Genomic DNA, 23,065 nt, shown 5'->3' on the forward strand with positions numbered 1-23,065 from the left:
AGGCGGGCGACGTTGGCGGCCGGGCAGACGGGATCGTGCATCCCGTGCGCGGCGAACAGCGGCACGCCCGCCTGCGCCGCCCGGCGCGCGAGCGCGAGCACGCGGCGCTCGCCGAGCCAGCAATCGCGCCGCAGGTAATGCGCCTGGATCCGGTACTTGTCGATCAGCCGGGCGACGGTCTTGTGCGAGCGGATCGCATCCGCGGGTGAGCGGCGCGGGTTCGGCGATGCGAGGATGGCGTTCTCGTACGCGTGCCAAGCAAGCGCCACCGCCCGCTGCCGGGCCGCGCCCGCGCCGGGTTGCAGCCGGCGCGCGCAGCACGACAGCAGGCGATCCGGCCAGCTGCAGCCGGCCGCCGCGTACAGGCGTCGCCATTCGCGGGGCGCGCGCGTTCGCGACGTCGTGAACAACCGGCGGACTTCGCGTCGCGACGTCAGGAACAGCCCGCGCAGCACGACGCCGGTGATCCGTGCGGGATGTGTGCCCGCGTATGCAAGTGCGAGCGCCGCGCCCCACGAGCCGCCGACGACGCCCCAGCGCGCGATGCCGAGCTGCGCGCGCACCGCTTCGAGATCGTCGATCAACCGCGCGGTGTCGTTGTGGCGTGTGCCGCCGCGCGGTGCCGACGCGCCCGCGCCGCGCTGGTCGACGAGCACGACGCGCACCCGCGTCAGGTCGAACAGCCGCAGGATGCCGGCCTGGCTGCCGCTGCCGGGCCCGCCGTGCAGCACGACGACCGGATGGCCGTGCGCCGCGCCGGCGACGGAGAACGCGATCGATTGCGCGTCGCGGTGCAAGCGTCCGCGAACGGGCGCGGCGAGCGCGGCCGGTGACGCCGGCGACGCGGGTCGGGATCGGGATAGGGGGCGAATCGGGGCAGGCATCGTGTCGAATCGGTTCGGGGGGAATCGGGGCAATCGTCATGCGGCCGCGATAGAGCCGAAGCGACCACTGTAATTGATCCATGACAAAGCCAGAAACGCGCCAGCCGCAAAGATCGGGATTCGCACGGGTAGTCACGCGCCGGGCGGACGCGGTATCACGAAGACCGGCCCGTGCGGTAACTCGACACGCCCGGCGGAACCGGATCGTGTCTTACATCCTGCTTTCGACTGAAGCCGTGCCGCTCGCGTGGCCCGATGCTTGCTTGCAATGACGGCAAAGAGTCCGGCAACTGACCGGAAGATCCCCGGAGGAGACAATGCGCGATGACGTAGAGCAGGCGGCCGGAACGCGGGCCGCGCATCCCGCCGGCTGGCCCGCGCCGTCGATCCAGAAAGCCCATGAGCGGTCCGAGACGTTCGGCCTGCAGGTGTCGGCGCGCCCCGACTACGACGTGCTGTCGAGCGCGGCGCTGGTGCTCAAGCGCGAGCAGAGCCGCGTGCTGTGCGCGCATGCGATGCCGGTGATGGAGACGCTGCACGAGCAGATCGTCAACACGCAGAGCATGATCGTGCTGACCGATGCGCAGGGGTTGATCCTGCATTCGATCGGCGACGACGATTTCCTGCGCCGCGCGGAGAAGGTCGCGCTGCGCCCGGGCGCGAACTGGGCGGAGGACCGGCAGGGCACCAACGCGATCGGTACGGCGCTCGCCGAGCTGTGCCCGATGGTCGTTCACGGCGACCAGCACTTCCTCGCAGCGAACCGCTTCCTCACCTGTTCGAGCGTGCCGATCCTCGATCCGTACGGCGACGCGATCGGCGTGCTCGACGTGACCGGCGATCACCGCAGCTATCACCAGCACACGATGGCGCTCGCGAAGATGTCGGTGCAGATGATCGAGAATCACCTGTTTACGACGACCTTTCAGGAGACGTTGCAGGTGTCGTTCCATGGCCGCCCCGAGTTCCTCGGCACGCTGATGGAGGGGATCGTCGCCTTCACCGCCGACGGCCGTTTCCTGTCCGCCAATCGCAGTGCGCAGTTCCAGCTCGGCATGCCGCTCGCCGCGCTGCGCGCGCATACGCTGTCGTCGCTGTTCGACGTCACGAGCGCGCAGTTGATCGACCGCATGCGCGCAAGCACCGACCGGCACCTGATGCTGAACCTCTGCAACGGCGCGGTGGTTTGCGCGCGCGTGCATTTCCGGCGCGCGACGCTCGCCGAAGGCAGCCGGCCGACGGACGTTCACGATGCGGGTGCGCCGGCCGCGCGCGCGAATGCCGTGCCCGCGCCGGCGGCCGGCACGTCGGCCGGCCTGTCGCGGCTCAACTACCTCGATACCGGCGATCCGCAGGTTGCAAGCGTGATCGCGAAGGTGCGCAAGGTGATCGGCAAGGACATCCCGATCCTGATCACCGGCGAGACCGGTACCGGCAAGGAACTGCTCGCGCAGGCGATCCACAACGACTCGCCGCGGCGCGATGCGCCGTTCGTCGCGGTCAACTGCGCGTCGATTCCGGAGACGCTGATCGAGTCCGAGCTGTTCGGCTACGAAGAGGGCGCCTTCACCGGCGCGCGCCGCAAGGGCTCGATCGGCAAGCTGCTGCAAGCCAACGGCGGCACGCTGTTTCTCGACGAGATCGGCGACATGCCGTATCCGCTCCAGGTGCGGCTGCTTCGCGTGCTGCAGGAGCGCCTCGTCAACCCGCTCGGATCGACGAAGACGATCGCCGTGGACATCGCGATCATCTGCGCGACGCACCGCGACTTGCGCGACATGATTGCGCAGAACCGCTTTCGCGAGGATCTGTACTACCGGCTGAACGGCCTCGTGGTACGCCTGCCGCCGCTGCGCGACCGCACGGATCTCGCGGTGGTCGTGCAGAAGATGCTGCAACGGGAAGCCTACGCGGGCCCGGGCCGGCCGCCGCTGTCCGTCGCGCCGGACGTGATGGCGCTGTTCGTGCGCTGCGCGTGGCCCGGCAACTTCCGCCAGCTCGGCAACCTGCTGCGCACGGCGGCGGCGATGGTCGACGACGACGGCGAGATCCGGCGCGAGCACCTGCCGGACGATTTCTTCGACGACCTGCGCCGCGACGATACGCGGGCCGATCCGGCCGCGCACGATCCGTCCGCCGCGGCATGGCCCGCGGACGCGCTCCCGGCAGGCGATGCGCGGTTGCAGGATGTCGCCGCGTCCGCGATTGCGGCTGCGCTCGCGCGCCATGGCGGCAACGTGTCCGCGGCGGCGCGCGCGCTCGGCGTGTCGCGCAACACGATCTACCGGAAGATGCCGGCCGCCGACCCGCAGCGCCAGCCGTCCGACGAAAGCTGACGCGCGCCACGGGTTCGCGGCCGCGCGGCCTGTCACAGCCGGTGTGTCAAGTTGCAACACCGGTGTTCAACGATTCAACACCTGTCACCGCCCACGCGCATCGTGCGGCCGTGGCGCCGAACCGCATTCGTGCCAATCGCGTAGGCAAATCGTAAGGATTCCGTCCCGATGCCCGGGCGACCGCCGCGTATCGCTGTCGGGCCGTCGAATTGCGGCCTCGGCACGCTCCTTGCTGAATAGGAACCGACCGCTCGATTGCCGCGGTTGTACGACTCACCGACGCAACTCATCAACTCAATCAGGAGACACATCATGCAGTGGACCACCCCGTCTTACACCGACCTGCGTTTCGGCTTCGAAATCACGATGTACATCGCCAACCGCTGATCGCCGAGCGTGCCGCCCGTCTTGCCGTGATCGGCGCGGGCGGCGTCGGGAGCTGACGCCCATGAAGATCAAGATACTCGGCTCGGGAGCCGGCGGCGGCCTGCCGCAATGGAACTGCAATTGCGCGAACTGTCGCCGCGCACGCAGCGGAAGCGGGCACGTGCTGCCTCGCACACAGTCGTCGATCGCGGTCAGCGACGACGGCATCGACTGGGTCCTCGTCAACGCGTCGCCCGACATCCTTTCCCAGTTGCGCGCGGATCCGGAGCTGCAGCCGGCACGCGCGATTCGCGACAGCGGCATCGCCGCCGTCGTGCTGTGCGACGCGCAGATCGATCACGTGACGGGCCTGCTGATGTTGCGCGAGCGTTCGACGCCGCTGCCGCTCTACGCGAGCGCGCCGGTGCTCGACGACCTGTCGACCGGCTTGCCGCTCGTGCCGCTGCTCGGCCATTACTGTGGCGTCGCCGCGCACACGATCGTGCTCGGCGAGCCATTCACGGTGCCGGCGGCGAGCGGGGTCCGCTTCACCGCGATTCCCGTCGACAGCAAGGCGCCGCCTTATTCGCCGCGGCGTGCGTCGGCCGCGCCCGGCGACAACATCGCGCTGTCGATCGAGGATGTCGCGAGCGGCCGGCGCGCGTTTTATGCGCCGGGGCTCGCGGCCGTCACCGACGACGTGCGCGCGGCGATGGACGGCGCCGATCTCGTGCTGGTGGACGGCACGTTCTGGAGCGGCACCGAGATGATCGACCTCGGCCTGTCGGGCAAGCACGCGGCCGACATGGGGCATCTCGCGCAATGCGCGGAGCACGGGCGGCCCGGCATGATCGACTGGCTCGACACGCTGCCCGCGCGCACGCGCAAGGTGCTCACGCACATCAACAACACGAATCCGATTCTCGATCCGCATTCCGTCGAGCACGCGCACCTGCGCGCGCATGGCATCGACGTCGCGCACGACGGCATGCAATTCCAGGTCTGACCATGAACGCACCGATTCCCGCTACGGCATTGCATCCGACGCCCTGGAGCGCGCCCGAGTTCGAGGCGCGTCTGCGCGCGCTCGAATCGCGCTATCACATCCATCACCCGTTCAACCGCCGGCTCAACAGCGGTGCCTGTTCGCCCACGCAGATCCGCGGCTGGGTCGCGAACCGCTTCTACTACCAGATCAACATCCCGCTCAAGGATGCGGCGATCCTGTCGAACTGCCCCGACCGCGACACGCGGCGCCGCTGGATCCAGCGGCTGATCGACCACGACGGGCAGGGCGACAACGAAGGCGGCATCGAGGCATGGGTGCGCCTCGGCGAGGCATGCGGTCTGACGCGAGACGAACTGTGGTCGCTCGAACACGTGCTGCCCGGCGTGCGTTTCGCGGTGGACGCGTATGTGAATTTCGCGCGGCGCGCGCCATGGCAGGAAGCCGTGTGCTCGTCGCTGACAGAGATGTTCGCGCCGCAGATCCATCTCGACCGGCTCGCGGGCTGGCCGTCGCATTACCCGTGGATCGAGCCGGACGGGCTGCATTACTTCCGCAGCCGCGTGCCGCTTGCGCAGCGCGACGTCGAGCACGGGCTTGCGGTCACGCTGCAGCACTTCACGACGCCGGATGCGCAGCAGCGTGCGCTCGGCATCCTGCAATTCAAGCTCGACATCCTGTGGTCGATGCTCGACGCCGTCGAAAAGGCCTACCCGCTATGAACGCGATCGAAGCTGCCAGCGGCGTGCCGCTGCGCCCCTGTCTCAGGGGCATGTACCGCCTGCAATGGGAGGCGGCCCAGGATGCATACGTGCTCCTCTATCCGGAAGGAATGGTCAAACTGAACCCGAGTGCCGGCGAGATCCTCGCGCGTTGCGACGGCACGCGCGAGCTGGACGACATCATCGGCGAACTCGAGCGCCTGTTCAGCCAGTCGGACCTCGCGACCGACGTGTACCGTTTCCTCGATCATGCGCGACTGCGCGGCTGGCTCGACTGACATGGCCCCCGACACTTCCCGTCCGTCCGCGCCGCTGTGGCTGCTCGCGGAACTGACGTACCGATGCCCGCTGCACTGCGCGTTCTGCTACAACCCGGTCGATTTCGCGACGCACGGCGCGGAACTCGACACCGATGCGTGGCGCACGGTCATCAGCGATGCGCGCGCGCTCGGCGCCGCGCAGATCGGTTTCTCGGGCGGCGAGCCACTGCAGCGCGACGACCTCGAGACGCTCGTCGCGCATGCGCGCGGGCTCGGCTTCTATACGAACCTGATCACGTCGGGCGTCGGGCTGAACGTCACGCGCATCGAGCGGCTCAAGGCGGCCGGGCTCGACCATATCCAGTTGTCGCTGCAGGATTCGACGCGCGAGCTGAACGATTTCCTGACGAGCACGCGCACGTTCGAGCTGAAGCGCGGCGTCGCGCGGCTGATCAAGGCGCACGGCTACCCGATGGTGCTCAACTGCGTGCTGCATCGCTACAACCTGCCGCACGTCGGACAGATCATCGAGATGGCGCTCGACCTCGGCGCCGATTACCTCGAGCTCGCGAACACGCAGTACTACGGCTGGGCGATGGTGAACCGCGACCAGCTGATGCCGACCATCGAGCAGGTGCGCGAGGCGGAGGAAACGGTCAACCGCTATCGCAAGCTGATCGGCGAGCGTTGCAAGATCCTGTTCGTCGTGCCCGACTATTTCGAGCGTCGCCCGAAAGCGTGCATGAACGGCTGGGGTTCGGTGTTTCTCGGCGTCGCGCCGGACGGCACCGCGCTGCCGTGTCATGCGGCGCGGTCGCTGCCGGGGCTCGCGCTGCCGAACGTGCGCGACCGGTCGCTGAAGGAAATCTGGTACGACAGCGACGCATTCAACGCGTATCGCGGCGAGGACTGGATGCGCGAGCCGTGCCGCACGTGCGACGAGCGGCATGTCGATCACGGCGGCTGCCGGTGCCAGGCGTATCAGTTGGCCGGCGACCCGGCGCAGCCCGATCCGGTGTGCGAGAAGTCCGCGCATCACGGCCGGGTCGAGCAGGCCGTGCAATTCGCGCGGCGGCCCGCGCCGCGCGACGAACGACCGCTGGTGTTTCGCAGCAAGGAGAATTCGCTCGCGCAATGTGGAGCGGCCTGCGACTGCTGACACGGCAACGGCAAAGGCCGCGCGGCTAACAAGGCAAGGCAACGCGATGGAAGACGGATCGATAGATATGCACTCCTCTTCATGTCGGCGATGTGGCGCACATGTACGAGGATGGGTGAACGCGGGAAGGCGGGGGCGATGAGCACCGCTGCCTTAGGCGCGCGGCAGGCGACCGGCGTGCGTGGTGCCGCTGGCGATCGGGCACGCCATCGCGGAATTTGCGTCGCGTCGGTTTTCGCAGTCGTATGCGCTCTGCATGCCGCCCTGTTCGTACTGCTCGCACATCAGCAGATCGTACGACGCGAACCACTGCAACGGCAGGTGATGGTGGCGACGCTGATCGCGTCGATGCCGGAGGCGTCGACGATGGCGGCTGCGAAGGCGAAGCCGGTTGCCGCGTCGCGCGCGGTGCAGGAGGCTAGGTCTGCGCCCCGATCGTCTGCGGGCAGTGCGTTGCGGACGAACCGGCAGGTCGCGTCCGGCCGTACCCGCCCGCCGGCGCATGATGCGCCCGTGCCGGCTCCGGCACGGCCAGATCCGTCCCCGCCGGCCGTGGCGCAACGCGATACGTCGCGCGGCGACGCGGCCGCACGGATGCCGACGCAGACATCGACACTGACCCCGACTCAACCCGAATCCCGATCGTCTTCCGTATCTGCGCCGCCGCGCTTCGTCGCGCATCCCGACTGCGCGCTGGTCAAGCCCGACTACCCGCCGCAGTCGCTGCGCCAGGGTGAGCACGGCACCGTGCTCGTCGAGCTGGAGACCGATGCGACGGGGCAGATCGTCGCCGCGCGTGTCGTGACCGGCAGCGGTTATCCGCGTCTCGACGCGGCGGCGCGTGAAGCCGTACTGGCGAGCCGCTGCGCGCCGCATGTGTTCGACGGCGCGCCGGTGCCGACGCGGGCACGCGCGCCGATCGCGTTCAACCTCGACGACTGACAGGACACGTCATCACGACAATCCATGGAATCGAGCACGGATGGACGCAGGGCGACCCGATGATGCGCGCGGTCGCGCTGTTGCTCGTCGCGATGTCGATCGCATCGTGGACGGCGATCGTCATCAAGGCGATCGAACGCGTCGGCATCCGTTGCCGCGCGGTGCGCGCGGAAGCGCGCTTTCGGGGCGCCGGCGGCGCGGCCGGCGCGATGCACACGCTCGGGGAGCAGGACAGTCCGTTCGTCGATCTCGTTCACGCGGTGTCGCGTTGCATGGACGATGCGATGCGGCACCTTCGCCGCACCGCGTCGTGCCGGGGGCTTACTTCGCCGAACTCGCGCTGACCTTCGCGAAGTCCAGGCTGCCGAAGCCCGTATCGTCGTCCCAGCCGGCCTTCGCGGTATAGCCGTGGCTGCTATAACCGTTGTTGCCCGAGGTCACGTCGTGGAGCAGCGACGTATTGGTCGGGAAGTTCTGGTAGAACGCCGACGTCGGCAGGCCGAGGCTGTTGTTATTCGCCGATTCGACCCGCGCCCAGCCGCCGACGAAGATCGGCGATGCGAGGCTCGTGCCGCCGACGAGCTGGTTGGCCTGCCCGTTGATGACGATGTACGCGCCCGTCGATTGCGCGGCGTCGAACGCCACGTCGGGCACCACGCGTTTCGTCACCGTGCTGCCGAGCGCGGCCGTCTGCCAGCTCGGCGCGGTTTCGAACGCGCTCACGCCGCCGCCCGTCGCCCAGATCCGCACGGCGTTGTCGACCGGGTTGCCGTTGCTGTCGAGATCCGCGTACGCGACGCCTTCGTTCCACACGGTTTCGCCGGCCCACGTCGTGGTGCCGGTGGTCGAGAGCGTCGTGCCGCCGACCGCGACGACATACGGCGAACTCGCGGGCGACGACACGCTGTACTTGGACAGGTTGATCGTCGTCCTGACCGACGTGCCGTTGTACGTGCCGATGTAGCCGGGCGCGCCTTGCGGCGACGTCGACCATTGATAGACGCCCGCGTCGCCGGCCGAGACCGAGAAGATCTGGCCCTGCGCGACGGCCTGCTTGAACACCGCGTCGTCGGCGGCGAGCGAGCCGTCCGAGTTCGCGGCGGTTTCGTCGAGGCCGAGCGACACGTTGATGACGGTCGCCTTGTTGTCGGTCACGGCCTTGTTGTACGCCGCGGTCAGCGTCGCGTCGGTGAGGCCGCTGTCGTTGCTGTCGCCGTTCACCGCCGAGTAGAAGATCAGCTGCTTGACGCCGCCGGACGTGCCGATGATGTCCTGGCTGTCGAGATCCCATTCGCCCGGATCGCCGTCGTCGGCCAGCGTGCCCGATCCGCCCGCGACCACGGCCATGTTGACGGTCGGCAGGCCGGCATTCTGCGTGAAGGTGTTCAGGTCGGCGATGGTCTGGGTCATGTCGCCCCAGGTGATGATGCCTACCGTGGTGTTGGTCGCGGCGGGCAGGCCGCTCGCATCGTAGATCTTCGCGAAATCGGTCGGCTGGTGGCCGACTTGTTGCGACGCGGCGGCCGCGTTCTTCGCGATCCTGTTCGGCTCGATGGCGGCGGCCGGCGCGAAGCGGTGGAGCAGGCGGTGCGGCACCGCGGCGTTCTGCAGGCCGAGCACCGCATCGACGACCGGGCCGAGCGACGCCGGGATCAACGCGGCCGAATCGTTCGCGAAGACCGGCTTGCCGCGATAGTTGAAGCGCTTGATGCTCGCGTGGAAGCCGTTTTGTGCGTTGGTCGCGTTGCCGTCGGCGGAGACCAGCGTGTTGTTCTCCGACACCGTGACGTTGCTGAAGCCGTTTGCCTTCAGGTGGGCCACGACGGCCGCGACCTGGTCGTCGGTCGGCGCGAAGCGCGCCTTGAACTGCGCGGGCGTCAGGTACTTGCGGTAGTTCGCGCTGCCCGGCTGGTTGACGTCGCGCAGGAACGCGTCGAGCTGGTCGGTGTTGCGGTTCTTCAGCACCACGGTGACGTGCAGCGGCTGGCTCAGTTCGAGCGGGGTGACGTGCGTGTCGGTGAGCGCCGGCGTGCCGATGCTGTTGAGCGAGTACGCAGGCTGGGCCTGCGTGGCGGCCGAAGCAGCCGCGGCGGGCGCATTCGACAGCAGGAAAGCGGCGGTGCGGGTCGGCACCCAGCTGGTGGCGGCCTGGGCGGGCAGCGGTGCCAGCGTGGCGGCTAGCGCGAGCGGCAGTGCGGCGAGGGCAAAGCGTTGCGAGCGTGTGCGATTGACGTGCTGAGTTCTCTGCATTGTGAGCTCCGAGATTTCGACGAAGAACCGGTGCAGCGCGCGACCCGGATCGCGGGTAGCGGCAGGGCGGCGCATGCAACCTGACGCAAGACCGGACCGACCGGCGTGATTCACGGCGACATGAGTTTTCCTCCCCCTCCCACCATCAAGATCGGAGGCCGGCCCGGGTGTCGGATTCACATATCGCGAACGTCGATCCCGCGCACGGCCTGCTGTCGTGCCGGCTCGCGTCGCAGCAACGGCGCGCGTGCCGGCCATCTGTTTCCCTTCAATCTGCTGTTGCGGATGCTTCACTGCGTTATCACTTAATTAGGAATCCAATGTATAAAATCCGTATAAGCGGGCAATGCATTGTCGAGCGACGACGTGGTGTGCGTGTTTCGTGTGAGGTGCTGCGGGCGAGATCGAATGTCCCGGTCAGCCGGGAGAGATGTCGACATCGTCCTCTTCCGCCAGAAGCGGAACGGGATGACCGGTGAAGCGGGAGCTGTGTGTTGCGAGCGGGTGCTGCGGCTTACGAATCAGCTACTTGTCGTTTGAAACGTAATAAAAACGGAAGTGGATTGTCGGGCCGTTGATTCCCTGATGCGGATTCGATTTCCCGGCGAGATTTCTTGCGGGGAAAGATAACAAGAAAGAAAACGACGAGTCAAACTTTTTTTGATTAGGTTTAAAAAGTTTAGATAATCGCTTCTCAGGGTGTTTTTTATAAACGGGAAACGATGATGTAAGTCGTTCGTCATCCTTGACGAATGAGGCATTGACGCAATGCAGGCGAAGCGCAGGCGTTGCCGAGAACCGGTGCGGCCGCTGTCAGCTGTCCGTTGTCCGTTGTCATTTCGCGGCGGCGTTCCGAAGCCGGATCTCGAGATTTCCTTGTTGGCGTGTGGCGAGAGCGCGCGCGTTCGGCGCAGCGCTCGATTCCCTTCGATTGAAACCAGGCGGATCGCACGCCTGGTGTTGCACGGCATCTTCTTTTCCTTCTTGCCGGCTTTCCTGCTTTCCGCAGCGGCGGCGCGCGGGTCGCGCGCCATGTGCCGCGCATCACGGCCCGGCGATCATCCATCGTCCGCCTTGGCCTGCAATCCCTTCAACCCCTGGATCACGACCAGCAGCGCGCGGCCGTGCTCGTCCGATCCGTCCCACGCGTCGACGATCGCGTCGCGCAACAGGTCGTTGTATTGGCGGCGCGATGGCTCGGTATCGACGCCGTAGAAATTGCATAGCTTATTGAATGGCGCGCTGCGGCGCAGCCGATGCCCGTTCGACAGCCTCAGGCGCGATACGGTCGGCTGGCTGACCCCGGAGAGTCGCGCTATTTCGCTGGACGAGCGTGTATCTGCCAGCAGGCGGCGCAACAGGTCTTGTACGGGAAAATCTTGGTCCGGGGCTTCCATGCGATGCATTATACCTATACAGTTACGGCTGTTGAATGGGCTTGCTGTCACCAGCGAGGCTGTATCCCGAGAAAGTTGATGACACTGAAACACCTCCCACCCACGTTCTGCTGGACCAAGATCGGTACCGAGTCCGGCGAGGAACTGCCGACCGTCGTGCTCCGCAAGGAATGGGAGCGCCGGCTCGGGGGCGGGCGTTTTCTGTGGGGCATCAACCAGCCGCTCGGCAACAGCGCGCAGATCGCCGCGCATCGCACGGGTTCGCTGCTCGCGCTGTTCTCGCCGGTCGCGTCGCGCCCGCGCGCGGGCGAGCGCAAGGACGCGCTGTTGTGGAATGCGTGGATCGACGCGAGCGGGCAGGTGCGGCCGTTGCCGCCGCATACCTTCATCGCGAGCCGCTCGACCTTGCCGTCGGGCCGGCGCCGCGAACAGCACTACGCGCTCGTCTGCGCGTCCTCCACCGCGCTGACGGTCGGCACGCAATTGCGCGTGTTTCCCGATCACCTGCGCAGCGTGAGCACCGGCAAGGCGCTCGGCGCCGCACAGGGCGCGGCCGTGGTCGATTGCGTCGGGCGAGCGAAGGAACAGACGGGCAAGAGCTATCCGCTCGCGCTGTCGGTCGAACTCGAGGCACCGTATTTCGTGCGGCTCGCCCAGCCGTGCGTGCTGAAGGCGCGCGATCTCGCGGAAGTGAACAAGGCGACGCGCGCCGGTGATTTCGATCGCTTCGTCGAACTCGTCGCGCGCTTGCGCGGCCGTTCGCCGACGGACGCCGTGCGCGGCGTCACACGCGATCTGTTCGACGTGCCGCCGATCGAAACGGCGGCCGCGTATGTGGCGCCCACGCACGTGGCGCGCTTGCGCAACCGGCCGGCGGCCGAGCATCCGCGCGATCTCACGGGCGACCTGTTCGACCTGTCGCCGGGCGAAGCGGCCGCGTTCGCGGGCCTTGCACATCCGCGCGTCGGGCGCGCGTGACGAATCACGCGCGGCACGTCGCGCAAGAATTTGTTGCAATCTCGCCATAGCGGAGCGGCGAGTGCGGAGGGACAATCGGCTCGAAGCGCGCTGCGCGGCGGCCGATGCGTCGACGATCGACGGGTCGTGGTTCACGCTGCCGACATGCGCACCACGCACACGGGGCGTCGGCGTGCTTCACACTGCAACCCTGAGGGAGAAGTGTCGATGTCGACCCACATCTGTTCGCGGGAAGCCCGGGCCGCGCAACGCTTCGTCGAAGCAACGCGCAACGTCGATCAGGCCTTTCGCGCCGTGCGCGGCGAAAGCGACGACGACGGTTCGTCGGCCGAATACGCGCGCGCGATGTCGCGCCTCGATCGCGCGCTCGCCGAGCTGGCGCGTGCGCAGGAGTTCTTCGATCGCGTGGTCGGCGCCGATACGACTGCGCACGACAGCTGATTCCGCCGCTTCCATGTATCCGCGCGTCGAGTGACGCGCGCGCCTCTTCATGCCGGGCAGGGCAGTCCGGCATCTCGTTCGTCCCGTTCAGATTTCAGACCTTGCGGCCTTCGGCCGGATAGCCGGGATCGGTATACCCGTGCGTCGATGCGTGCCCCGGCGGCACGATCGACGAACCGTTCGTCGTCCGGGCCGGGTTCGGGCGTCAGCATAGCGATGTCGCTGTCCCGATGCGCATCGGTGCGCAGCCCTGCGATCGTCGAGCCGACGATGCGGTTCTTCATGACCCATGCGAGCGCGAACGCCACCGATGTCGCACAGCGCCCGGCCGCTCGCGTGAAACTGCGCTCGCGCGCGACGGCGATGAAGGCGGGGAGGTCCGCCAGGTTGTCGCGCGGCATGGGAGGTGTCGGGTGGTCGATGCCAGTGCAACGTACCACCGGGTTCAGCGGGCCGCGCGGCGTACGCGTCAGCCCGCGCGCGTCATCTCCGGCACAGCCGGTGCGGGATGGTACGCGTAACCGCGATGCTGGAACGAGGTCGCGAAGAACCGCATCTGGTAGCGGATCGCATTCGCCCAGTAATCCCACGTATGACCGCCGGGCCGCTCCGTATAGTCGTGCGGCACGCCGAGCGCGAGCAGGCGTTCGTGCAGCGTGCGGTTCGAGCCGACGAATGAATCGTCGCGGCCGCAATCGATCGCCAGGTCGAGATGGGCGCGCACGAACGCGCGCGCGCTTTCGACGATCACGTTGCGGTTCCAGAATGACGAATGGCGTTCGGGATCGCCGAACACGTGGTCGATGCCCGGCTCGTCCGCGCAGCAGCGCGGATCGACCGCGCCGCTGATGCTGCCGACCGCGCCGAACGTGTCGGGCCGGTCGAGTGCGATGCGCAGTGCGCCGAAGCCGCCCATGCTGAGCCCGGTGATCGCGCGCGCGTGCTGCGTCGCGATCGTACGGAAATGCAGGTCGACGTAGGACACGACTTCATCGCCGATGAAGGTTTCGTAGCGGCTGCCCGAATCGAACGGGCTGTCGATATACCAGCTTTCGTGGCCGCCGTCGGGCATCACGAGGATCACGTGATAGCGGTCGGCGAGCGCGGCGATGTGCGTGTTCGACGTCCAGTCGGTATGGTCGCCGCCCGAGCCGTGCAGCAGATAGACGACCGGATAGCGTTCGTTGCCGCGGTTGTCGCGCGCGTAATCGTCGGGCAGCACGATCGTCGCCTTCAGTGTCTCGCTCATCGCAGCGCTCGGGATCGCGACGACCCGCGCATGAAACGCGAAGGCAGGGCTCGTGACGGCCAGCAGCAGAAGCAGCCAGAAGGTACGTGCCAGGTGCATCGATCGTTGCATGTGTCGACCCAGTCCGGCGCCGGGCGCCGGGAAAACCCTGTTCCGGTGACTCTAGCAACCGCGCCTTTCAACCAAATTTCGGCGAATCATACGGTTTCGACATTTTCCCCGCCTGACGACCGGAGTTTCCTGCTGCGCCCAGGATGCGCCCGATTGCATCGCGAAACGCATCCGGCCGCTCGGCCGGAATCAAGTGCCCGCAGCCAGCGATCATGTCGAAGCCAGCGCAGCGCGCGAGCGCCCAGTCGGGCACGTGCCAGCCCGTGCGTGAGCGTTCGCCGGCGACGAGCCAGACGGGATGACGCTCGAACACCTGCGCGAGCGCCTGCAGGTAGCCGGGTTCGCCTGTGGTCGCGACGACGGAGCGGCCCATCGCGCGCAGCGTCGATGCAGGCTGATGCGCGAGCCAGCGGCGGGCGTCGTCGAACTGGGCCGGCGACGGCGCGTCGATCGCGCCGCGCAGCCAGCCGGGCGCATCGGCGCGCAGCCCGTCGAGCATCGCATCGGCTTCGTCGGGTGTCATGCGGCCGACCGACGCCGACCAGAACGCATCGTCGAGCGTGAAGTTGCCTTCGACGTTGACGATCCGCCGCACGCATTCCGGGTGCGCATGCGCGAACAGCATCGCGATCGCGCCACCGACCGAGTGGCCGACGACATCGACCGGCTGCGCGCCGAAGTGAGCATCGACGGTTTGGCGCACATGCTCGACCTGGCCGGCAAGCGAGATCGCGTCGAATGGCGCCGCGCGATATGCGCCGTAGCCGAGCAGGTCGGGCGCGAGATGCGGGCCGTTCCATCCGCGCACGTCGAGCGTGCCGATGAAACCGTGAATGAAGACGACGGGCGTGGGCTGGGTCATGGCGCGGGCGGGCAAGGAAGGGGCGGCAATGCGAGTTCGGCGAGCAGTTCGTCGAGTTCGAGCACGTGCGTGCGGTCGTGATCGAGCAGCTCGCGCACGAGTTCGTCGAGCGACATGCGGCGGATGCCGTCGCGCAGCCCGCAGCGTGCGAGCTGCGCGGGATCGAGCGCGGCGGCGACTGCGCACAGCGCCGCGCGGCCCGTGCGGAACGCCGCGACCGCCGCGTCGAGCGGCTGCGCGAGATAGTCGCGTTGCGCGGCGAGTGCGGTGCCGTCGACGGAGGCGATCACCGGCAGGTCGAGCGTGCGTACGGCGTCGATGCGCTCGGCGAACACCGCGTCGAGATCCCGCAGGTGGCACGCATGCTCGACGAGCGAGAAGCCCGTGCCGTCGGGGCGGCGCGTCCGCAATGCGGCCGGCACGTGCGCCGCATACGCGGCGAGCCGATCGGGCAGTTGCGCCAGCGCGGCGACGACACCGGCGAACGGCAGCAACTGCGGATGCGCGCTGAACACCGCGCCGTAACTGAACAGCGTGCCGCCGAGCCGCCCGCGCGCCTGCACGACGTCGTGGCCGTGACGGCGCATGACGTCCGCGACCATCGCGCCGCAGAACTGGCGGGCCGTCGTGTCGGTTTCGATTTCAGGGAATTTCAGCGCGATCTCGTGCTGGATCGCGCCGATCGCGGCGACGCCCACGCGCGACAGCGCCGCGAATTCGACGTAGCGCTCGGGTTGAGCGATCAGTGCTTCGAGCTGGGCGCCGAGCGCGGTGGTGCGGAAGCGGTCGAAACGGGAATGCATGATGGAAGGCGCTCACCGGGTAACGTATCAAAACGATACGTTACCCGGTGGGGAGCGTCAACCGGGGAAGTCGGGCGATGCGCGGCATCACTCCTTGCCGGCGCCCCTGGCGGCCTGTTCGATCAGCTTCGCGACTTCGGCCGGATGCGAGATGTAGGCCACGTGGCTCGACTTGAGTTCGATCGTCTTGCTTCCGGCGCGTTGCGTCATGAAGCGTTCGAGCTCGGGGTTGATCGCGCGATCCGCGGAGGCGACCACCGCCCAGCTCGGTTTCGTCCGCCATGCGGCGTGCGTGATGGGTACACCGAACGACTGCGCGGCCGGCGTGACTTGCGAGATCGCCATGAATTTCGCTTCGGCGGCCGGCACGTCGGCCGCGAAGTCGGCGTGGAACGACGCTTCGTCGAAATACAGGTGGCCGTCTTCGGTGGCCTTGATCGCCTTCGTCGCGGGCGGCGTCTTCTTGGTGAGGTCGAGCGGGCTTTCGCCGGTGTCGGGCTGGAACGCGGCCACGTAGACGAGGCCCGCGACCTTGTCGTCGTTGCCGGCTTCGGTGATCACCGCGCCGCCGTAGCTGTGGCCGACGAGGATGCTCGGGCCGTCCTGCGCGTCGACGACACGCCGGGTCGCCTTCACGTCGTCGTCGAACGACGTTTCGGGTTGCTGAACCACCGAAACCTTGTAGCCGTCGCGCGTGAGGATGTTCGAGACGGCTTGCCAGCCCGAGCCGTCGGCGAAGTAGCCGTGAACCAGTACGACGTTCTTGACGGGGGCCGCGACGGCCGCATGCGAACCGAGTGCGGCGGCGGACAATGCGAGTGCCGCGGCGATCTGGCGGACTTGGGAAAAACGCTTCATTTTCATTCTCCAGAAGGAAGACAGGGTAGAAACCGTCGAATATCGACAGCTATCTCGTTCTGCCGATGTGTTCATCCTACTAGTAGGTAGGGTGAGATGCAATGAAAAATCACGGCTGGAAAAGAGTATCTCAGGGCGGTAAACTATCCCTGTTTTTCATCCGACTAGATGGTAGGCAGATATGACGGTAACGGGGGACAGTACGGCGGGCCGCATTCTCGAGGCCGGGCGGCAACTGATCATGCGGCGCGGCTACAGCGGGTTCAGTTACGCCGACATCGCCGACGCGATCGACATCCGGAAGGCGAGCATTCACCACCACTTCCCGACGAAGGCGGACCTGGCGGTCGCCGTGCTGCAGCAGTCGCAGGCGAAATTCGATGCCGACATGGCGCTGCTCGACGCGAGCGGCGCCGACGCGCTGGTGCAGATGCGCGCATACATCGGCTACTGGGAACGCTGCATCGCGGACGACAGCGCGCCGTTCTGCGTGGCCGGCATGCTCGGCGCGGAGCTGCCGGCGCTGCCTGACGAAGTCGCGCGGGCCGTAAAGGCGCATTTCGACGACCTTGCCGCATGGCTGGTGCGCGTGCTCGAGGCAGGGGTGAAAGACGGCATCGTGCAGCCGGACGTGTCGGTGCAGACCGAGGCCGCGACGTTCGTGGCGCTGGTCTATGGCGCGATGCTTGCCGCGCGGGCGTACGGCAATGCCGGGATGTTCCGGGACGTGACCGGCGGGGCGGTCGAGCGGCTCGCGGTGCCGCGCAAACGCGCATGAGCCGCGCACACTCAAAAAAGCAGGGCGGCGCCCGGCGGTCATGTGAAACCGTCCGGCGCCGCCCGTCTCACGCGTGTTTCCCCGCCTCCGCTTGCGCACTCTGCCGAGCTTTCAGTTCCTGCAGCTCGGTCGTGAATGCCGGACTGAAATCCTCGGCCTCGAACAGCGGGCGGATCTCGATGTCGGAGTCGCCGGGCATCGGGTTCGGGCAGCGCTTCACCCATTCGACCGCTTCTTCCATCGATTTCACCTGCCACAGCCAGAAGCCGGCGACGAGTTCCTTCGTTTCAGCGAACGGGCCGTCGATGACGGTGCGGTTCCTGCCGGCAAAGTGCACGCGCTTGCCGCGCATGCTCGGGTGCAGCCCGTCGGCGGCGAGCAGGATGCCGGCTTTCGCCAGTTCTTCGTTGAACCGACCCATCGCGGCGATCATTTCGGGGGCGGGCATCCGGCCGGATTCGGAATCGGCGGTGGCCTTGACGATTACCAGGACGCGCATGGTCGTATCTCCTTCAAGGGAATGAGGGGGCGCCGCCGGCCGCGCCGACGGCAAAACGATCGGTTACGACAACACGACGCGCGACGGCGACGCGAATCGACATCGGTTCCGACGAATATTCGGGGATGCCCGCGCCGGCGGGCGATGCGGCGGAGCCCTGTGCCAAAACTGGTATGCTGATCCCCACCACGTTCACGCGGAGGGTGCCATGGCTGCTAAGGAAGTGTCGAAGAAGAAGTACCTGAAAATCCTGAACAAACGCCTGCGCGCGGAACCGGAGGCCCCGGCCGGCGCATCGTTTGTCTTTTTCCCGCTGGGTGCGAAAGCGAAGAACGCGACGGGTGTCGTGTCCGGCGACGCGCGCAGCAAGCGCGAACTGGCGGTGATGGCCGCGGTCCAGCGCAAGGCGGCCGAAGAGTTCGTCGTCGCCGGCGCCTGACCGGAGCCAGCCGGACCGTCGTCGGGTGGCCGCCTCCACGGCTTACGCGGCGGCGGCCTCGCAATGTGCGATCGCGCCGGCGAGCACGCGCGGGATGTCGTGTGTGATCGGGCGCGAATCCTGTCAGTTCACGCAGCGGCCGGCACGGCGCTGAGCGCCATGCCGGCCGGAACGCACGCCCGGGTCGTCGATTCGGCGCTCAGGACATCTTGTCGGCCGCTGCCGCATACCGGCCGCCGCCGCCCGCTTCGTCGCCTGCCGCGAGCTGTTCCAGCGCGAGCCCCTTCGTCTCGATACCGAGCGTCCACACTGCAATTGCCGCCGCGACGAACGACAGCGCGCCGAGCGTGAACACGCCGCCCTGGCCGAACACCGGCAGCACGACGCCGACCACATAAGGCCCGATCAGCGAGCCGACGCGCCCGATCGCCGATGCGAAGCCCGACCCCGTCGCACGCGCACCCGTGCCGTACAGTTCGGGCGTGTACGTGTACAGCGCGGCCCACATCCCGAACAGGAAGAACTGCATCGCGAGGCCGGTGACGATCAGCAGCGTCGTGCTGCCGCCGTACAGCGCGCTCTGGCCGTATGCGTATGCCATCGCACCGCCGCCGATCAGCGACGCGATGCAGGTCGGCTTGCGCCCCCAGCGTTCGACGAGCCACGCGGCGCACAGGAAGCCCGGCACGCCGCCGAGCGAAATCAGCACCGTGTAGAACACCGATTTCGTGACCTCGAAACCGGCCTGCTGCAGCAGCGCGCCGAGCCACGACGTGAGGCCGTAGAAGCCGAGCAGCGCGAAGAACCACAGCAGCCACACCATCACCGTGCGGCGACGATACACGCCGCTCCAGATCTCGCGCAGCGCGCCGTGGCCGCGTGCCACGACCGGTTCCGCAAGCCGCGACGGCGGCGGCAGCGTCGTGACGCCGGCCGAGCGCATCACCTTCGCCTCGATCGTGCGCATCACCGTGTCGGCTTCCGTGTGCCGGCCCGCATGCTCGAGCCAGCGCGGCGATTCGGGCACGATCCGGCGCACGACGAGCACGAACACGGCGGGAATCGCGAGCAGCGCGAACACCGTGCGCCAGCCGAACTGCGGCAGCACGAAATACGCGACGATGCCGGCCGTGATGAAGCCGAGCGGCCAGAAGCCGTCCATCAGCGCGATCAGGCGGCCGCGCTTCTCGGTCGGCACGAATTCGGACAGCAATGTTTGCGCGACCGGGAATTCCATCCCCATCCCGATCCCGAGCAGCACGCGGTAGACGATCAGCGCGTCGACGCTCTGCGCGGTCGAGCACAGGTAGGAGGCCGCGCCCCACAGCACCATGCTCCACTGGAATACCGGCCGGCGGCCGAAGCGGTCGGCGAGCAGGCCGGCCACGGCCGCGCCGAGCACCATCCCGAAGAAGCTCGCGCTCGCGACGAGGCCGGCGGCCGCGGTCGACAGGCCGAACTCCTTGCGGATCGAGCCGAGCACGAACGTCATCGTGCCGAGGTCGACCGAGTCGAAGAAGAACGCAATCGCGATGATGAAGAAGATCCGCTTGTGATAGCCGGAGAACGGCAGGCGTTCGAGCCGGGCGGCGGCGGAGGCGGGAGCGGTGGCGGCGGGCATGGCGTCCTCTGAAATGAAAAGGGGCCGCGAAGCGCGTGCTTCGCGGCCCCGATGCTTCGTCTTCAGTAGACGCGACCACAAAATGCCGCATCAGAGGAAAAACGCCGCCTGCTTGCCCAAATGCGTCATCGGCGGCGGCGCGGGGTGCGGCCGCTTTGCATCAGTTCTTCAGCTTGTAGCCGGTGCGGAACATCCACGCGACGATCGCCAGCAGGATCACGAGGAACAGCCCGGTCGCGGCGAGGCTGATCCACACGTGCACGTCGGCGAGCCCGTAGAACGACCAGCGGAAGCCGCTGACCAGGTAGACGATCGGGTTGAACAGCGTGATGACGCGCCACGCGGGCGGCAGCATGTCGACCGAGTAGAAGCTGCCGCCGAGGAACGTGAGCGGCGTGATGATCAGCAGCGGCACGAGCTGCAGCTTCTCGAAGCTGTCGGCCCAGATGCCGATCACGAAGCCGAACAGGCTGAACGTGACCGCCGTCAGCACGAGGAACAGCACCATCCAGAACGGATGCAGGATGTGCAGCGGCACGAACAGGCCGGCCGTGGCGAGGATGATCACGCCGAGCAGGATCGACTTCGACGCGGCCGCGCCCACATACGCGATCACGATCTCCCAGTACGACACGGGCGCGGAGAGGATCTCGTAGATCGTGCCCGTGAAGCGCGGGAAGTAGATGCCGAACGACGCGTTCGAGATGCTCTGCGACAGCAGCGACAGCATCACGAGCCCCGGCACGATGAACGAGCCGTAGCCGATGCCGTTCACATCGCTGATGCGCGAGCCGATCGCGGAGCCGAACACGACGAAATACAGCGACGTCGAGATCACCGGCGCGATGATGCTCTGCATCAGCGTGCGGCGCGTGCGGGCCATTTCGGCGCGGTAGATCGCGCGGATTCCATGCAGGTTCATGCGTCAGGCTCCTTGCTGCACGCCGTTGCGGCGGTTGTCGATCAGGCTGACGAAAATGTCCTCGAGCGAGCTCTGCGTCGTATGCAGGTCGCGAAAACCGATGCCGGCCGAACCGAGCGCGTTGATCAGCGTCGCGATGCTTGCATCGTCGCGCTGCGAGTCGTACGTGTAGACGAGCGCTGTGCCGTCGTCCGCGCGTTCGAGGCCGAACGGCGCGAGCGCGGGCGGCACGTCCGCGAGCGGGTGCTCGAGCTGCACGGTGAGCTGCTTCTTGCCGAGCTTGCGCATCAGCTCGCGCTTCTCCTCGACGAGCACGAGCTCGCCGCCGAGGATGATGCCGATCCGGTCGGCCATTTCCTCGGCTTCCTCGATGTAGTGCGTGGTCAGCAGGATCGTCACGCCGCTTTCGCGCAGCGAATCGACGAGCTTCCACATGTCGCGGCGCAGCTCGACGTCGACGCCGGCCGTCGGCTCGTCGAGGAACAGGATGCGCGGCTCGTGCGACAGCGCCTTCGCGATCATCACGCGGCGCTTCATGCCGCCCGACAGCGTCATCAGCTTGTTGTCGCGCTTGTCCCACAGCGACAGCGCCCTCAGCGTCTTCTCGATATGCGCGGGATCGGGCGCCTTGCCGAACAGGCCGCGGCTGAACGACACGGTCGCCCAGACGGTTTCGAACGCGTCGGTCGTCAGTTCCTGCGGTACGAGGCCGATCATTTCGCGGGCCGCGCGGTAGTGATCGCGGATGTCGTGGCCGCCGACCGTCACGCGGCCCGAGGTCGGCGTGACGATGCCGCAGATCGAGCCGATCAGCGTCGTCTTGCCGGCGCCGTTCGGCCCGAGCAACGCGAAGATCTCGCCGGGGCGGATGTCGAGGGTCACGTGCTTCAGCGCCTGGAAGCCGGACGCGTAAGTCTTGGAGAGGTCGGAGACGGAAAGGATCGGTTGCATGCTCACGGATGGCGCGGCCGGCCGGCGCAACGGTGTGCGCCGCGCGTGCCCGGCGCCGCCGCCGCTGCGAAGCGGCCGGGACCGGGGACGGCATGGCGAACGGGCGTCATGTCGAACGGCGTTGTGGTGCGGGATCGCGGGATCGCCATATTAGCAATCGACAGATGGAAATGCATTCTCGTGGAAAGGGCGAGCATTACCGGTGCCGGATTGGCGCGAATTGGCGGCGCATTACCCAATAACGTGGTGATTTATTTGCGGCTTGCGAACAATGAGCGCCATTTTCCGCGAACAGGGGGGCGATCGCGTGTCCGCCCGGATGCGGCGCGGCCGGCCGGCCGACTGTGCTGCCTGAAGCCCGTCGCGCCGTACCGGGACGGCGTGTGCCGCGCTCGCGATAATGCGTTCCTTTCATCGTTTACGGAGCGAAACGCATGTCTTTGATCGATTTCAAATCCGTGGCGGCCGCGCAGGCCGTCGCGTGGAAATCCACGATCGTCGGCGAGGTCGGGCCGGCCAGGATCAAGGTGCTGCGCATGGATGCGCAGGCTTACGAAGCGGAAGTGCACGACTACAACGAGGGGCTGCTGGTGCTCGACGGCCGGATGATGCTCGAGGTCGGGGGCGAGACGGTCGTCGTCGAGGCCGGGCAGATGTACCTGGCGCTCGCCGGCACGCCTCACGCGGTGCTGCCGGGCAGCCACGGCACGCTCGCGATCGTCGACGTATGAGGTTGCGCCGCAGCATGCGGGCGGAGCGTCGAGGGCCGGCAGGCAAGGCAGAGCGTGGATCGGCCATGGTTATTCAAACGCGTGTTACACGGGCCATGTATTTGTCTGAGCAAATAAATTGAAGGCTGTTTGAAAATCTGTCAAATCCCCGGCACGCACTGCGATTGCGCGGTTTCGGCCGTTTGGAACTCTGCATCCATTTACTTGTAGGAATCGTCCGATCATAGTCTCGTCAAACGACGCATCACGATAACGAATCAAGCGTACGGATGGAGACCAATTGATGAGACGCCTATCCGCGGGGCCAGTCGGACTGCCGTTTCCCGTTTTTTCGCTGAACGCAGGCGCGATGCAGGTCGCGTACCTGCGTTGTCATATCGCCGTGTAGCGGCGAACCACATCCCGTTTCGATTGTTCTCACGGCGCCGTGCCGCATGACGGCGCCGCGGGAGAGCGCTTGCCTGCCGCCGCGGCGCGTGCCGCATTTGCCTGACCGGCAT

26 protein-coding genes are annotated in these 23,065 nt (G+C 67.2%); 13 read left to right on the forward strand and 13 right to left on the reverse strand.

Annotated features, from left to right (window positions below; all coding sequences use genetic code 11):
* On the reverse strand, positions 1 to 884 hold an 884-nt coding region (locus tag L810_RS20940), incomplete at its 3' end, for an alpha/beta fold hydrolase (protein WP_042975578.1).
* A 317-nt stretch (positions 885 to 1,201) separates the two neighbouring features.
* Between L810_RS20940 and L810_RS20945 the strand changes: the two genes are divergently transcribed.
* The 8 genes from L810_RS20945 (at position 1,202) to L810_RS20980 (ending at position 8,019) form a co-directional block, all read left to right on the forward strand.
* The gene (locus tag L810_RS20945; protein WP_021160291.1) at positions 1,202 to 3,220 is read left to right on the forward strand and encodes a sigma-54-dependent Fis family transcriptional regulator; all 2,019 of its coding nucleotides are present in this window, start codon (positions 1,202 to 1,204) and stop codon (positions 3,218 to 3,220) included.
* 312 nt (positions 3,221 to 3,532) lie between these two features.
* A complete protein-coding gene (gene pqqA, locus L810_RS20950; RefSeq protein WP_006485436.1) occupies positions 3,533 to 3,607 on the forward strand; it encodes a pyrroloquinoline quinone precursor peptide PqqA in 75 nt (24 codons plus the stop codon).
* Between the two features lie 61 nt (positions 3,608 to 3,668).
* Positions 3,669 to 4,592, forward strand: a complete 924-nt coding sequence (gene pqqB, locus L810_RS20955) for a pyrroloquinoline quinone biosynthesis protein PqqB (RefSeq protein ID WP_021160294.1) — start codon at positions 3,669 to 3,671, stop codon at positions 4,590 to 4,592.
* Positions 4,593 to 4,594: 2 nt separating this feature from the next.
* Positions 4,595 to 5,314 carry a pyrroloquinoline-quinone synthase PqqC gene (pqqC, locus tag L810_RS20960; RefSeq protein WP_021160295.1) on the forward strand — a complete coding sequence of 240 codons (720 nt, stop codon included), beginning with the start codon at positions 4,595 to 4,597 and terminating at the stop codon, positions 5,312 to 5,314.
* Complete coding sequence (gene pqqD, locus L810_RS20965) at positions 5,311 to 5,592, forward strand: pyrroloquinoline quinone biosynthesis peptide chaperone PqqD (RefSeq protein ID WP_021160296.1); 282 nt, start codon at positions 5,311 to 5,313, stop codon at positions 5,590 to 5,592. The genes pqqC and pqqD overlap by 4 nt, the downstream gene beginning before the upstream one ends.
* Position 5,593: 1 nt before the next feature.
* Complete coding sequence (gene pqqE / locus L810_RS20970) at positions 5,594 to 6,733, forward strand: pyrroloquinoline quinone biosynthesis protein PqqE (RefSeq protein ID WP_021160297.1); 1,140 nt, start codon at positions 5,594 to 5,596, stop codon at positions 6,731 to 6,733.
* Positions 6,734 to 7,057: 324 nt separating this feature from the next.
* Positions 7,058 to 7,675, forward strand: a complete 618-nt coding sequence (locus L810_RS44070) for an energy transducer TonB (protein ID WP_021160299.1) — start codon at positions 7,058 to 7,060, stop codon at positions 7,673 to 7,675.
* A gap of 59 nt (positions 7,676 to 7,734) precedes the next feature.
* The gene (locus L810_RS20980) at positions 7,735 to 8,019 is read left to right on the forward strand and encodes a hypothetical protein (protein ID WP_021160300.1); all 285 of its coding nucleotides are present in this window, start codon (positions 7,735 to 7,737) and stop codon (positions 8,017 to 8,019) included.
* Here the strand turns inward: L810_RS20980 and L810_RS20985 are convergent.
* The 3 genes from L810_RS20985 to L810_RS20990 all read right to left on the reverse strand — a co-directional run bounded on the left by L810_RS20985 (position 7,997) and on the right by L810_RS20990 (position 11,322).
* A complete protein-coding gene (locus tag L810_RS20985; protein ID WP_042975582.1) occupies positions 7,997 to 9,925 on the reverse strand; it encodes a S53 family peptidase in 1,929 nt (642 codons plus the stop codon). The genes L810_RS20980 and L810_RS20985 overlap by 23 nt on opposite strands.
* A gap of 521 nt (positions 9,926 to 10,446) precedes the next feature.
* On the reverse strand, positions 10,447 to 10,959 hold the full coding sequence (locus L810_RS47420) for a hypothetical protein (protein WP_155836330.1): 513 nt from the start codon (positions 10,957 to 10,959) through the stop codon (positions 10,447 to 10,449).
* A gap of 24 nt (positions 10,960 to 10,983) precedes the next feature.
* Positions 10,984 to 11,322 (reverse strand): helix-turn-helix domain-containing protein, encoded by a 339-nt coding sequence (locus L810_RS20990; protein ID WP_021160302.1) that lies wholly within the window; start codon positions 11,320 to 11,322, stop codon positions 10,984 to 10,986.
* Positions 11,323 to 11,400: 78 nt separating this feature from the next.
* On the opposite strand from L810_RS20990, the gene L810_RS20995 reads away from it, so the two are divergent.
* Together L810_RS20995 and L810_RS21000 are read left to right on the forward strand one after the other, a co-directional pair.
* Positions 11,401 to 12,300, forward strand: a complete 900-nt coding sequence (locus L810_RS20995; RefSeq protein ID WP_021160303.1) for a hypothetical protein — start codon at positions 11,401 to 11,403, stop codon at positions 12,298 to 12,300.
* A gap of 207 nt (positions 12,301 to 12,507) precedes the next feature.
* Positions 12,508 to 12,741: a hypothetical protein gene (locus L810_RS21000; protein WP_021160304.1), complete on the forward strand. Its 234-nt coding sequence runs from the start codon at positions 12,508 to 12,510 to the stop codon at positions 12,739 to 12,741.
* Positions 12,742 to 12,788: 47 nt separating this feature from the next.
* Here L810_RS21000 and L810_RS21005 read toward each other — a convergent pair whose 3' ends face one another.
* The 5 genes from L810_RS21005 to L810_RS21025 form a co-directional block, all read right to left on the reverse strand.
* Positions 12,789 to 13,142, reverse strand: a complete 354-nt coding sequence (locus L810_RS21005) for an aldo/keto reductase (protein ID WP_021160305.1) — start codon at positions 13,140 to 13,142, stop codon at positions 12,789 to 12,791.
* A gap of 68 nt (positions 13,143 to 13,210) precedes the next feature.
* Complete coding sequence (locus tag L810_RS21010; protein WP_059552768.1) at positions 13,211 to 14,089, reverse strand: alpha/beta hydrolase; 879 nt, start codon at positions 14,087 to 14,089, stop codon at positions 13,211 to 13,213.
* Positions 14,090 to 14,168: 79 nt separating this feature from the next.
* Complete coding sequence (locus L810_RS21015; protein ID WP_021160307.1) at positions 14,169 to 14,963, reverse strand: alpha/beta fold hydrolase; 795 nt, start codon at positions 14,961 to 14,963, stop codon at positions 14,169 to 14,171.
* The gene (locus L810_RS21020; protein WP_021160308.1) at positions 14,960 to 15,766 is read right to left on the reverse strand and encodes a DinB family protein; all 807 of its coding nucleotides are present in this window, start codon (positions 15,764 to 15,766) and stop codon (positions 14,960 to 14,962) included. The genes L810_RS21015 and L810_RS21020 overlap by 4 nt, the downstream gene beginning before the upstream one ends.
* Positions 15,767 to 15,853: 87 nt before the next feature.
* Positions 15,854 to 16,624 carry an alpha/beta hydrolase gene (locus tag L810_RS21025; protein ID WP_042975586.1) on the reverse strand — a complete coding sequence of 257 codons (771 nt, stop codon included), beginning with the start codon at positions 16,622 to 16,624 and terminating at the stop codon, positions 15,854 to 15,856.
* Positions 16,625 to 16,805: 181 nt separating this feature from the next.
* On the opposite strand from L810_RS21025, the gene L810_RS21030 reads away from it, so the two are divergent.
* Positions 16,806 to 17,402, forward strand: coding sequence for a TetR/AcrR family transcriptional regulator (locus L810_RS21030; RefSeq protein WP_021160310.1), 597 nt, complete (start codon positions 16,806 to 16,808; stop codon positions 17,400 to 17,402).
* 67 nt (positions 17,403 to 17,469) lie between these two features.
* Here the strand turns inward: L810_RS21030 and L810_RS21035 are convergent, their stop codons facing one another.
* Positions 17,470 to 17,901, reverse strand: coding sequence for a YciI family protein (locus L810_RS21035; protein WP_021160311.1), 432 nt, complete (start codon positions 17,899 to 17,901; stop codon positions 17,470 to 17,472).
* A gap of 208 nt (positions 17,902 to 18,109) precedes the next feature.
* Here L810_RS21035 and L810_RS21040 point away from each other — a divergent pair, with 208 nt between their 5' ends.
* On the forward strand, positions 18,110 to 18,340 hold the full coding sequence (locus tag L810_RS21040) for a hypothetical protein (RefSeq protein WP_021160313.1): 231 nt from the start codon (positions 18,110 to 18,112) through the stop codon (positions 18,338 to 18,340).
* A 199-nt stretch (positions 18,341 to 18,539) separates the two neighbouring features.
* Here the strand turns inward: L810_RS21040 and L810_RS21045 are convergent, their stop codons facing one another.
* The 3 genes from L810_RS21045 to L810_RS21055 form a co-directional block, all read right to left on the reverse strand.
* Entirely contained in the window at positions 18,540 to 19,961 is a 1,422-nt protein-coding gene (locus tag L810_RS21045) for an MFS transporter (protein WP_021160315.1), read from the reverse strand.
* Between the two features lie 160 nt (positions 19,962 to 20,121).
* Entirely contained in the window at positions 20,122 to 20,883 is a 762-nt protein-coding gene (locus L810_RS21050; protein WP_021160316.1) for an ABC transporter permease, read from the reverse strand.
* A gap of 3 nt (positions 20,884 to 20,886) precedes the next feature.
* On the reverse strand, positions 20,887 to 21,834 hold the full coding sequence (locus L810_RS21055; RefSeq protein WP_021160317.1) for an ABC transporter ATP-binding protein: 948 nt from the start codon (positions 21,832 to 21,834) through the stop codon (positions 20,887 to 20,889).
* Between the two features lie 434 nt (positions 21,835 to 22,268).
* Here L810_RS21055 and L810_RS21060 point away from each other — a divergent pair, with 434 nt between their 5' ends.
* Entirely contained in the window at positions 22,269 to 22,565 is a 297-nt protein-coding gene (locus L810_RS21060; protein ID WP_021160319.1) for a cupin domain-containing protein, read from the forward strand.
* Positions 22,566 to 23,065 lie beyond the last annotated feature (500 nt).

The sequence above is a fragment of the Burkholderia sp. AU4i genome (genome assembly GCF_000466765.1).
GTDB lineage: Bacteria > Pseudomonadota > Gammaproteobacteria > Burkholderiales > Burkholderiaceae > Burkholderia > Burkholderia cepacia.